Consider the following 12,054-nt stretch of genomic DNA (forward strand, 5'->3'; position numbering starts at 1 on the left):
AACATGCAAAACGTGATTGTTCCGTTGAATGCTTTTGATAGATTCGAAGTGTTAGCGAATGGGCAGGAATCCTTTATCAAACTTATTGCTCAATCAGGAGCTTATGGAGTCGAGATTCGCCGTGAATTATTGCCGGTTCAAGATCCGCAGCTAGACACAATTCAAAATGAAATGGCCAGCAATGGACTTTTTGCAGTATACTCCGCTCCCATTGAATTATGGAAAGAGGATCATCAATTAAATGACACGGAATTAACTGAGATTTTTCAAGAGGCGCTGATACTGGGGGCAAAGTGGCTTAAGGTGTCACTTGGGTACTATAAAAAGGAAATTTCAAACATGACTGAACTTGCGTCTTTCCTAAACCAATACAAAGACATTCAATTATTGGTCGAAAATGACCAGACGCCCCATGGCGCGGATATCAACCAATTAACATCCTTTTTTGAAAACGTTACCGAACATGAAGTTCCCGTTAAAATGACCTTCGATGCCGGGAATTGGTATTATTCCGGCCAAAGTGTAGAGGATGCTCTTGCTAAGCTCTCACCGTACGTCCTTTATCTACATTTAAAACAAGTCGAAGAGGGGCCAATTACGGTACCACTTCAAAAGGAAGGGAATCATAGCTGGAAAAAAGTCATGCAGCAATTTCCAAGCACAATGGTGAAAGCGCTTGAATTTCCGATTGAGCCGAAAGAGAAAACGAAGGACTATATCGATTTAATCTCGGAATTAGTAATAGAAAGCGAGGCGATTTCATGCAACAGCTAGATGTCATTACCTTTGGTGAAGCGATGGCGATGTTTATGGCTAATCAGCCTGGTTCCTTACACCAAATCAATCAATTCACCCTTGAGCTTGCTGGTGCGGAAACCAATGTGGCCATCGGCCTTGCCCGGCTGGGACTTCGGGCTGGCTGGGTCAGTAAGGTAGGCAATGATGCTTTTGGAAGGTTCATTATTGAAAGGCTTAAAAATGAAAGCATCAACATTGAGCAGGTTTTAATGGATGAACTGCATCCAACAGGGTTTCAACTGAAATCCAAAGTGATGGAGGGGGATCCTGAGGTACAATATTTTAGAAAAGGCTCGGCCGCAAGCCACCTGAAAATCGCTGATTTCAATGAAGATTATTTTCAATCCGCAAAACACCTGCATATGACCGGAATTCCGTTGGCCATTTCTGAACAGGCTAGGGAATATGCCAAACATGCCTTATCTTTTATGAAAAATAATGGCCGAACCGTCTCGTTTGATCCGAATTTACGGCCATCACTCTGGGCATCAAAAGAAGAAATGGTGGAACAAATCAATGCCGTTGCCTTCCGAGCTAATTATGTGCTGCCGGGAATTTCAGAGGGTGAAATCTTGACCGGTTATAAGAACCCGCGAGATATTGCTTCTTTTTACTTAGAAAGTGGTGTTGAGCTTGTGGTGATCAAGCTTGGTGAAGAAGGAGCCTTTTATAAAACTGCTTTTGAAGAAGGAACAGTTCCAGGCTTTAAAGTGAAAGAGGTTATTGATACGGTTGGTGCCGGAGATGGTTTCGCTGTTGGCGTCATTTGCGGAATCTTGGAGAAACTTTCGATTCAGGAAACAGTTGCAAGGGGAAATGCAATTGGCTCTCTAGCTGTTCAATCACCGGGAGACAACGATGGCTATCCAACTCAAAATAAACTGCAAAAATATATAGAAGAAAATTTACAGGGAGTGAAATGACATGAAACAAACGATTGCGAAACAAAGATGGCTGCGCTTAATTCCGATTGCTTTCATTACTTACAGTCTTGCCTATCTTGACCGTGCCAACTATGGCTTCGGGGCCGCTTCAGGTTTAGCCGAGGATCTTCACATTACAGCTGGCACCTCTTCCTTGCTTGGTTCACTTTTCTTCTTAGGATATTTCTTTTTCCAAGTGCCTGGTGCTGCATTTGCCGAGAAAAAGAGTGCGAAGGTCCTCATTTTCTGGTCATTGATTGCCTGGGGGTTATTAGCTTCTTTTACAGGTATGGTCTCGAATATTAAATTATTATTTGTGATTCGCTTTGCTCTTGGTGTCGTGGAAAGTGCTGTTATGCCTTCTATGCTGGTTCTTTTAAGTAACTGGTTTACAAAAGCAGAACGATCCCGTGCGAACACGTTCTTAATTTTAGGAAACCCTGCAACGGTATTATGGATGTCGATTATTTCTGGTTATTTAGTAAACTCGGTTGGCTGGAGATGGATGTTTATTGCTGAAGGTCTGCCTGCTGTGATTTGGGCATTTATTTGGTGGAAGGTTGTTAATGACAAACCTAGAGAAGCAAAATGGTTAACCGAGCAAGAAAAGAATGATTTTGAACAACAGTTAGCAAAAGAGCAGGAAGGTATTAAACCTGTTAAAAATTATGGCGAAGCCTTTAAATCAAAACCGGTTATTTTGTTAAGTGCACAATACTTCCTTTGGAGCATTGGGGTCTACGGATTTGTTATGTGGCTTCCATCCATTATTAAAGCGGCGCCAAATATGGACATCGTCAAAACAGGCTGGCTGTCTTCGGTTCCTTATATTTTAGCTATTATTCTTATGTTAGTTGCTTCTTATTTCTCTGATAAAACCTTGAATCGAAACGCATTTGTTTGGCCGTTCCTATTAATTGGTGCTGTTGCATTCTATGCTTCTTATGCGATTGGAACAGATCATTTCTGGATTTCATTCATCTTATTAGTGATTGCCGGTGGTGCAATGTATGCTCCATATGGCCCGTTCTTTGCGATCATTCCAGAAATCCTGCCGCGTAATGTAGCCGGCGGCGCGATGGCCCTGATTAACAGTATGGGTGCATTAGGTTCTTTTGCTGGCTCCTATGTAGTTGGTTATTTGAATGGAGCAACGGGTGGATTTAGTGCCTCTTATATCTTCATGGCAGGCTCACTATTCCTATCCGCTATTTTAACGGTATGGGCAGTAAAGTCAGCGAAAAAACAAACGGAATCCGGGAATGTCAATATAAGTGCATAAAATCGGCAACAGCTTTAGAGTTTCGTCTCTAAAGCTGTTGGCCATTAAAGGGAGAGATTTTGAATGGGGATTGAGGAACTTAAAAATAGATCAGTTGTTGCGGTCATTCGCGGTGCCACTCTTGAATCTATTATTCCAATGGGAAACGCCCTTAAAGAAGGCGGAGTCACAGCTCTTGAAATCACGATGGAAACGCCGAAGGCCTTAGCGATTATTGAAAAAGCTGCAGATATATTTGGGGATGACTTGTTGGTTGGCGCTGGGACTGTCCTCGATCCAGAGACAGCACGGACGGCTATTATGGCCGGATCGAAGTTTATTTTTTCGCCAACTGTCAATGTGGAAACAATCCGCATGACGAAACGGTATGGGGTAATTAGTGTGCCGGGTGCCTTTACCCCAACGGAAATTCTAAACGCTTATGAACATGGCGCGGATGCGATAAAGGTTTTCCCTGCGGGAACGGTGGGTCCTGGTTATTTTAAAAATATTGCCGGTCCGCTGCCGCATATCCCGCTGATGCCAACAGGAGGTATTAACCTGCAAAATGCCAAGGATTATATTCGAGCTGGAGCGGTGGCGGTTGGTGTCGGAACTTCCTTGGTTGATCCAGGCAGGGCACTTACAGAGGACTATTTATTCGAGGTCACACAAAATGCCAGGAAGTTGATAGAAGAGGTTATGATTGCGCGTGGATGAGTTGAACCGAAATCATTTCATTTACCGTGAGAGCTCAATTTCGAGTTTCGCGGGCGATGAACAGCCATTTCATTTACCGTGGGAGCTCAATTTCGAGCTTCGCGGGCAATGAAATGCCATTTCATTTACCGTGGGAGCTCCTTTCCGTGCATCCCGGGCAATGAACACACGTCTCTTATTTTAAAACAATATTTACAAAACTGGAAAAACCGATAATTTATCGCTAAAATGAAGTCATTGATGCAGATTGAAAGAGTGGATTATATGGAAAAAGTAACAATGGCCGATGTAGCGAAAGAAGCCGGTGTCTCTAAAAGTACCGTTTCGCAATTTCTCAACAAACGGTTTGAATACATGGGTGAAAAAACAAAACAAAAAATTGAAGAAGCGATAGAAAAGCTGGGCTATCAGCCTAATTATATTGCCAGGAGCTTAAAGCAAAAGCGTACCTCGATGGTCGGCATCATCGTGGCCAATATTATGCACTATTTATCAACCGAGATCAGCCGCGCGATTGAGGACTTCTGCCAAGATCATGATTTGCACGCCATCGTGTGCAACGCCGATGATAATCCGGAAAAAGAAAAGCGTTATATTGAGATGCTTCGGGCTAAGCAAGTAGACGGCCTAATTATTTTTCCAACCGGAAAAAATAATGATTTATATGAAAGCATGATCAAGCAAGGCTACCCAGTCGTATTTGTCGATCGAAGGGTTGAAAATCTCGATGCGTTTTCGGTGCTAACCGATAACGTTTTGTCCACCTATAAGGCCATTCAATCTTTGATTGCGAAGGGCCATCAAAACATTGCCTTTGCTGTGCAGCCCTTAACGGTCAGTACGCGCCGGGATCGATTGGAAGGCTATAAAAAAGCGATGATAGATGCCGGTTTAAAAGTAACCGATGATTTCATTATTGAATCCAGCATTAGTGAAATGCAGGGCAAATTAGAAAAACTCTTTTCCCTGAAGGAGCGGCCGACTGCTTTGTTTGCTGGAAATGACCGTGTTTTTCTAGCGGTTGTGGAATGTTTAAAAGAAAAGGGTCTTAAACTTGGCAAGGATGTTGAACTAATCGTCTTTGATAATATTCCGTTTGCTCATTTAGTCGAAACACCGATTTCTTTTATTGTCCAGCCAGCCTCGGAAATGGGGCGGAAGGCAGCGGAATTGCTGTTTGATCAAATCAATAAAGTCGAGCGGGAACCGGAAGAGTTTGTGTTCCCAAGTCAGATGGTGTAGGCGGGTGCCTGACACCCTCTCATTTGCAGTTTTACTAAACCGATTTAGTAAGGAGATTAAAACAATGAAATTACAACTTGCCTTGGACCGAATGACGATCGCCGAAGCCATTGAACTTACCAAACAAGTGGAGGATTCCATTGATTGGGTGGAGGTAGGAACCTCTTTAATTAAAGAATTTGGGATGAGCAGTGTAAAAGAGCTAAAGCAAGCTTTTCCAAATAAGGTGATTGTGGCTGATATGAAAACGATTGACAATGCCCGTTATGAATTCGAAATGACCTTCGAGGCCGGGGCAGATATCGCCACTGTTATGGGGGTATCCCCTTTCGTAACGATTGATGCCTGCATCGAAGTGGCCAAACGTTATAACAAATTGGTAATGTTTGATTTATTGAATACCTCAAAAGAACAAGTATGCGAATTATTAAAGTACAACGAAGCCATATTTTGCGCTCATGTAAGTAAAGATGAACAAGAAGAATCCGGGGCACAAAACTTGGGTACAAAGCACGGCGAACTTCTTTCAGATCCGACTCTTAAACTAGCAGCTGCGGGCGGAATTACGTTGGATTCGTTGGAAAGTTTAAGAAAGACATTAAATCCATCAGTGGTCATTGTGGGCTCGGCGATTACAAAAGCAAAAAATCCTTCAGAGGCCGCGGTAAAATTTAAACAAGCAATTGGGCAGGGGGAATAAAGATGTCAGTCATCAAAACAATTTTAAAAGAAGTAGAAACGGTTATTAGTCAGGTAGAAGAAGGGCAGCTCAAAACATTAGCGTCCGAATTGCACCAAGCAAAGCGGATTTTTATTATTGGTGAAGGCCGCTCCGGCTTAATGGCAAAATCATTTGCGATGAGATTGATGCATTTGGGGGCAACGGTGTATGTAGTGGGTGAAACGATTACCCCATCGATTGAACAGGGGGATCTCCTGGTGGCGGTATCGGGCTCTGGTACAACGAAGAGTGTGGTTTGGACCTCTGAAAAAACACAATCAATCGGCTGCTCGGTGATGGCAGTTACCACCAATCCTGAGTCACCACTGGCTGCGGCCTCTACTCATATCCTACATGTACCGGCAGCAACTAAGTATCGGCGCGAGAATGAATTACAAACGATTCAGCCGCTTGGATCTCTTTTTGACCAAAGTGTGCATATTTTGTTTGATACAATCTGCCTGCTGTTTGGCAAGCTGAACGAAGTGGACCATTCCGAAGCGTTCGGCCGGCATAGTAATTTGGAATAATAACAAATGAATTATTGAAAAAAAGTCGGTCTCTAATTAGCTTAGAGGCCGACTTTTTTTTTTGTATCATTACGAAAAAGGCCCGGATGAAGGATACTTATCATGGTTTTGAGAAGAGTTTTGTCTTTCAGGGACTGGATGAAGGACATTAATCAAGGTTTTAAGAAGAGTTTTGTCCTTCATAGCCCTGATGAAAGACATTAATCCAGTTTTTAAAAAGAGTTTTGTCTTTCATAGTACGTATGAAAGACATTAATCCGGTTTTTAAGAAGAGATTTGTCTTTCATAGCATGGATGAAAGACATTAATCCGGTTTTTAAGAAGAGATTTGTCTTTCATAGCATGGATGAAAGACATTAATCCGGTTTTTAAGAAGAGTTTTGTCTTTCATAGTACGGATGAAAGACATTAATCGGGGTTTTAAGAAAGGTTATGTCCCTCATCGCTTGGATGAAGGACATATCTTTACTGTTTATGGCAATATGTTGCCCGCAGCACGATAGATAGAATACCATTCTTCCCGTGTCAGATGAATTTCGCTTGCCTGACAGCAATCTTTTAACCTGTCCAGATTCATGGTACCAATGACAGGCTGCATTTTGGCGGGATGACGCAATAGCCACGCAACCGCGATGGTCGTGTTGCTCACTTCATATTTAGCAGCGATTTCATCAATCCTCTGATTTAACTCAGGGAACTTGTCGCTGCCAAGGAATACGCCCTCAAAGAATCCATATTGAAAGGGAGACCATGGTTGAATGGTAATGTCATTCAATCGGCAAAAATCAAGCACGCTTCCATCCCGATTAATGGCTGAATCATTTTCCATGTTGACATTAATACCATTCGAAATCATCGTGGCGTTAGTGATGCTTAATTGCAGTTGGTTTGCCACAATTGGCTGCTTCACAAATTTCTGAAGAAGCTGGATTTGCATCGGATTCTGGTTCGATACACCGAAATGCCGCACTTTTCCGGAACTTTCAAGACTATCAAAGGCTTCAGCGACTTCTTCAGGCTCCACAAGCGCATCCGGGCGATGCAGTAGGAGAACGTCAAGATATTCGGTTTTCAGGCGCTTTAATATTCCGTCGACGGATTCTAAAATATATTCCTTCGAAAAGTCGAACATGCCCTTGCGAATGCCGCATTTGGATTGCAAAATGATTTTTTCGCGAACGGCAGCATTCATATGAATGGCATCAGCGAAAATTTCCTCACATGTCCCGCTGCCATATATATCGGCATGGTCGAAAAAGTTTACCCCTTCTTCTAAAGCAGTCTGGACAAAGCGCTCAGCATCAGGTTTGTCCAGCGAATTAATTCGCATACAGCCAACGGCCAGGACCGGTACTTCGATTGAACTGCTTCCGAGTTTCATCGTTCTCATGGTCAAAATCCCTCCATTTTATCCTATTTCAGTGATCTTCCTACCTATTTTGACATACTATTCTTAAAACTATCAATTTTTAAGGGGGAAAGTTGGTTAAAAATTTTTTGAAAGTGATATGAGGGTTTGCAAATAGATATAGGCTGGACTATGCTTTATGTAAGATAATAAATGGAGGAAATGCCGCTATGTCTACTTTGCCTAATTGTTCAAAATGTCATTCGGAATACACTTATGAGGATGGGAATCTTTTTGTTTGCCCTGAATGTGGCTATGAGTGGTCTTCAGAATTAGAAACAGATAATAGTGAAGATCAAAAGGTTTTCAAGGATGCCAATGGAAATGTCCTAAATGATGGTGATACGGTAACCATCATCAAAGATCTTAAAGTAAAAGGGAGCTCCTCAGTCTTAAAAGTAGGTACCAAGGTGAAAAATATCCGGTTAGTAGAAGGAGATCATGATATAGACTGTAAAATTGAAGGTTTTGGTGCGATGAAATTAAAATCTGAATTTGTAAAAAAAGTTTAAATTAATCTTTTTACAAAAAAGGGACAGTTATGACAACTGTCCCAATTATTTTAAGAGGGGTGATTTTTCGATTCGCCGATAAATTTCCAAATTCGCCGATAAACCTCAAAAATCCGCCGATAAACTTGAAAAAACTAAAATCACGGGCGCGGTTCTTTCCGTGCGACGCCAGTCTGATGGGCTGCTTGGACCACGGCTGCGCGGACCCGTTCCACGACCTTATCATTGAACACACTCGGAATAATATACGATTCGCTTAGTTCTTCATCCGAAACAACGGAAGCAATCGCTTTCGCTGCCGCTACTTTCATTTCTTCATTGATTTCATGCGCACGGCAGTCGAGCGCACCGCGGAATATTCCCGGAAAACAAAGAACATTATTGATTTGATTCGGGTAATCGGAGCGGCCGGTCGCCATTACCCGTACGTATGGCTCGGCGATATCCGGGTTAATTTCCGGTTCCGGGTTGGCCATGGCGAATACAATCGGATCCTTCGCCATCGTTTTTACATCCTCAACCTTCAAGATTCCAGGAGCGGAAACGCCGATAAAAACGTCAGCCCCTACAATAACCTCTGATAAAGATCCCTTTAGATTATCGGGATTGGTCATTTTAGCGTAGGCATTCCAATAAGGATTGTCATACTGAACATCACGGTGGATTGCCCCATGCCTGTCCACTCCAATAATGTTGCGAACCCCAGCTGAAAGGAGAATCTTTGTACACGCCATTCCAGCTGCACCAATGCCAGTGAAGACTACTTTGATATCCTCAAGCTTTTTATTGGTAATTCTTAAAGCGTTTAAAAGTCCGGCTAGAAGCACAACGGCGGTTCCATGTTGATCGTCGTGAAAAACAGGGATATCGAGCTCTTCCTTTAATCTTTTTTCGATTTCAAAGCATCTTGGTGCAGAAATATCCTCTAAATTGATTCCGCCAAAGGCCGGGGCAACGGCTTTAATGGTACGAATGATTTCTTCCGTATCTTCCGTATTGAGACAGAGTGGGAAAGAATCGACATTCGCCAGTTGTTTAAAGAGCATCGCCTTACCTTCCATAACCGGCATGGCGGCATAGGGTCCAATATTCCCAAGGCCTAGGACGGCAGTTCCGTCAGAGATAACAGCAATCGTGTTACGCTTAATCGTTAACGAATAAGCCTTTTCAGGTTCTTCGGCAATCGCGGTGCAGACGTTTGCTACTCCAGGCGTATAGACCCTCGCCAAATCTTCCCTGTTCTTAATTCTCGTTTTGAGTGCGGTCTCGATTTTTCCTCCTAAATGCATCAGGAATGTTCGATCCGAAATTTGCAGAACCTTGACGCCCTTCAGTTTAGAGATTAATTCGCCCATCAGCCGGCTATGCTTCAAGCCATGGACGTTGACAGTGATGTCCCGGATGGTATGAGTTTTGCTTGAGGAAATTACATCGACCCCGATAATATCGCCGCCTGCATTGCTGATGCAGCTGGCAATTTCACCGAATGAAAAAACCTCCACGTCTAATTGTAAACGCATGATAATATGTGTACTTGAACCTTTTCCAATTGGCATTCTGAACACTCCTTGAAGGTGATTTTTCTATTTAATTTGATAAGGGATCTTAAGCATAAATCTTGTTCCCTCTCCAATAACTGATGAAACTTCCAGATTCCCATGAAGTTTTTCCACACTTCGCTTCACGAGAGATAAACCAATTCCTCGATCCTTCCCTTTCGTCGAAACGCCTTTGTAAAAGATTTTTTCCGAAAGTTCTTCGTTTATTCCCGGCCCATTATCGGCTACTTCGATAAAAACCTCTGGATCGTAATAGTCAAAATAAACCGATACTTGCTTCTTTTCCTGGTCTGTGAAAGCCTCTAAAGCATTATCAATTAAATTGCCGATTATCGTGATTAATTCATGCGTGATGTCCGGTGACGCAGGTTCAGGCAGAACACCTTCTCCTGTGAAAGACAGCTCCGCCCCCAGTTCCCTAGCGTAGCTCATTTTCCCGAGAATGAACCCCGCTAAGGCCGGGTCTTTTATTTTACTAACGATATAACCGACTTCGTTTTGAAGGTGGTCGGAAATCTGGTTAATATAGTCTGCCAGCTTTTCATAGCGCTTGAGATGAACTAACCCGAGAATAACATGGAGCTTGTTCATAAATTCGTGGGACTGGGCCCGCAGTGCTTCTGCATAGAGCGTGACTCCCGTAAGCTCTTTTGCCAGCTTATTGATTTCCGTTTTGTTGCGGAATGTCGTAATCGCCCCAACCATTTCATTTCCGACTCGAATGGGCAGTTGATTCGTTAACAAGGTAATACCGGATAAATCAATTTCTTCATTCAGCCGGGGTTTTCCTGTTTTTAGGACATTTTTCAGATGAAGCTGAGGGATGTATTCGTCGACCAAGCGTCCTGCTGGATTTTCCTTGATTCCTGCCTCTTCGAATAAACGCAGTGCTTCATTATTAATGAGCGTGATCCGGGCGTCCTGGTCAACTGCGAGGATGCCTTCTTTTGTTGATTGGAGCATGGCACTTCGCTCTTCCAGCAATTTTCCGATTTCAAACGGTTCAAGCCCAAACATGCTTTTTTTTATTTTTCTAGCTACAATAACAGCGCCGATAACGCCGATCAAGACCCCGAAAATGACGGCCAGTAAAATAACCCTTTTGCTGCTATTTACATCCTGTTTGACCTTATCAAGGGAAATTCCAACCGCTACAGCGCCAATTTGTTCCCCCGAACTTGAGTAAACAGGCGTAAACGCTCTTAAAGAGTAGCCTAAGGTTCCTTTGGCCGTTGAGATATGTTCATGGCCATGGAGGACTGGCCCTTCATCCCCGCCGACAAATCGTTCACCGATTTTACTAGGATTAGGATGTGATTTTCGAATCCCCATCATATCAAGCACGACAATAAATTCGACGTTAGAAGATTTCGCCATTTCATTGGTGAAGTCCTGGATGTCGCTTTCACTCCGCTTATGCTCAAGTGCTTCGATTATAAGGGGAGAATGAGCGGTCAACCTGGCAATATTCATGGCTTTTTCTGCCTGATTGTTTTTGGTCGTGTTCCCGATTTCCCGGCTGATGAGCAGATCGGTTACAAATAATGCTAATGCCACTACTCCGCAGACGAGAAGGGTGATGGTCGTTTGCAGACGAAACAGTGGTTTTTTATGTCGCACAAGACCCCCTCTTTCTATAACCGGTACTTGTTAATAGGGCGGCCGACGGAACCATATTGAATTTCCATGATGATGTCGCCCTTTTTCTCCAGATATTCTAAATAGCGGCGTACTGTAACACGTGCTAAACCAGTTCCGGCGGCCACTTCGTCAGATGATAGAGGCTCCGTGTGCCCTTCTAAAAATTGCAAAACCTGCTTCATGGTCCGGTCATTTAATCCTTTTGGCAAGGACTCTTCATGCTCCGGCTGCTTTGTTTGGACTCTTGTCATCGCATCCAAATCAGCCTGCTCCAATGGCCGGTTTTCCTTGAACTTTTTAAAGGTATTTCGGTACTGCTCCAGCGCCGATTGGAATCGGTCAAACCGGAACGGCTTAACAATATAATCGACAACCCCTGCGCGGAAAATTTCCTGGACATGCTGGGGGTCGCGGTTGGCCGTTAAGAGAATGGCATCTAAAGGATAGTTTTCGTTTCTAATTAGCTGAAGGAGGGAAAATCCGTTCATGTCCGGCAAAAAGTAATCGAGCAGGACCAGATTAGGATGGACTTCCTTAATTAAAGACAGGGCATCTTTGCCAGAAAAGGCTTTTCCGACTAACGTAAAGCCTGGCAGCTTCGATACAAATTCCGCGTTAATCTCCATGACCATCGGATCATCCTCGACAATCAAGATTCGGATCGGTTCCATGAATTCTCTCCTTTCCTTGCTTTTTTGCTCATTATAGCTTACTTTTTGGCGATAACAAAAGAAACAGC

Annotated in this window: 12 protein-coding genes; 8 read left to right on the forward strand and 4 right to left on the reverse strand. The window is 43.2% G+C overall.

Annotated elements, in window-relative coordinates:
* The first annotated feature begins 3 nt into the window (after positions 1 to 3).
* From ACIFOT_RS19180 to hxlB, 7 genes are all read left to right on the forward strand, one after another.
* On the forward strand, positions 4 to 774 hold the full coding sequence (locus ACIFOT_RS19180; protein WP_430066941.1) for a sugar phosphate isomerase/epimerase family protein: 771 nt from the start codon (positions 4 to 6) through the stop codon (positions 772 to 774).
* Positions 762 to 1,721, forward strand: coding sequence for a sugar kinase (locus ACIFOT_RS19185; RefSeq protein ID WP_430066942.1), 960 nt, complete (start codon positions 762 to 764; stop codon positions 1,719 to 1,721). Before ACIFOT_RS19180 ends, ACIFOT_RS19185 begins: the two co-directional genes overlap by 13 nt.
* 1 nt (position 1,722) lies before the next feature.
* The gene (locus ACIFOT_RS19190; RefSeq protein ID WP_430066943.1) at positions 1,723 to 3,003 is read left to right on the forward strand and encodes an MFS transporter; all 1,281 of its coding nucleotides are present in this window, start codon (positions 1,723 to 1,725) and stop codon (positions 3,001 to 3,003) included.
* A 63-nt stretch (positions 3,004 to 3,066) separates the two neighbouring features.
* Positions 3,067 to 3,702, forward strand: a complete 636-nt coding sequence (locus tag ACIFOT_RS19195; RefSeq protein ID WP_430066944.1) for a bifunctional 4-hydroxy-2-oxoglutarate aldolase/2-dehydro-3-deoxy-phosphogluconate aldolase — start codon at positions 3,067 to 3,069, stop codon at positions 3,700 to 3,702.
* A gap of 264 nt (positions 3,703 to 3,966) precedes the next feature.
* Entirely contained in the window at positions 3,967 to 4,944 is a 978-nt protein-coding gene (locus tag ACIFOT_RS19200) for a LacI family DNA-binding transcriptional regulator (protein WP_430066945.1), read from the forward strand.
* Positions 4,945 to 5,008: 64 nt separating this feature from the next.
* Positions 5,009 to 5,644: a 3-hexulose-6-phosphate synthase gene (gene hxlA / locus ACIFOT_RS19205; RefSeq protein WP_430066946.1), complete on the forward strand. Its 636-nt coding sequence runs from the start codon at positions 5,009 to 5,011 to the stop codon at positions 5,642 to 5,644.
* A 2-nt stretch (positions 5,645 to 5,646) separates the two neighbouring features.
* Positions 5,647 to 6,195 (forward strand): 6-phospho-3-hexuloisomerase, encoded by a 549-nt coding sequence (hxlB, locus tag ACIFOT_RS19210; RefSeq protein ID WP_430066947.1) that lies wholly within the window; start codon positions 5,647 to 5,649, stop codon positions 6,193 to 6,195.
* Positions 6,196 to 6,667: 472 nt separating this feature from the next.
* Here the strand turns inward: hxlB and ACIFOT_RS19215 are convergent, their stop codons facing one another.
* Complete coding sequence (locus ACIFOT_RS19215; RefSeq protein WP_430066948.1) at positions 6,668 to 7,585, reverse strand: aldo/keto reductase; 918 nt, start codon at positions 7,583 to 7,585, stop codon at positions 6,668 to 6,670.
* 188 nt (positions 7,586 to 7,773) lie between these two features.
* Here ACIFOT_RS19215 and ACIFOT_RS19220 point away from each other — a divergent pair, with 188 nt between their 5' ends.
* Positions 7,774 to 8,115 carry a zinc ribbon domain-containing protein YjdM gene (locus ACIFOT_RS19220; protein ID WP_430066949.1) on the forward strand — a complete coding sequence of 114 codons (342 nt, stop codon included), beginning with the start codon at positions 7,774 to 7,776 and terminating at the stop codon, positions 8,113 to 8,115.
* A 140-nt stretch (positions 8,116 to 8,255) separates the two neighbouring features.
* On the opposite strand, the gene ACIFOT_RS19225 is transcribed toward ACIFOT_RS19220, so the two are convergent.
* The 3 genes from ACIFOT_RS19225 to ACIFOT_RS19235 all read right to left on the reverse strand — a co-directional run bounded on the left by ACIFOT_RS19225 (position 8,256) and on the right by ACIFOT_RS19235 (position 11,986).
* Positions 8,256 to 9,635 carry an NAD-dependent malic enzyme gene (locus tag ACIFOT_RS19225; protein WP_430066976.1) on the reverse strand — a complete coding sequence of 460 codons (1,380 nt, stop codon included), beginning with the start codon at positions 9,633 to 9,635 and terminating at the stop codon, positions 8,256 to 8,258.
* Positions 9,636 to 9,698: 63 nt separating this feature from the next.
* A complete protein-coding gene (dcuS, locus tag ACIFOT_RS19230) occupies positions 9,699 to 11,294 on the reverse strand; it encodes a DcuS/MalK family sensor histidine kinase (protein ID WP_430066950.1) in 1,596 nt (531 codons plus the stop codon).
* 14 nt (positions 11,295 to 11,308) lie between these two features.
* Positions 11,309 to 11,986 (reverse strand): response regulator, encoded by a 678-nt coding sequence (locus ACIFOT_RS19235; protein WP_430066951.1) that lies wholly within the window; start codon positions 11,984 to 11,986, stop codon positions 11,309 to 11,311.
* Between the last annotated feature and the right edge of the window lie 68 nt (positions 11,987 to 12,054).

Source organism: Neobacillus sp. NRS-1170, from assembly GCF_050468025.1.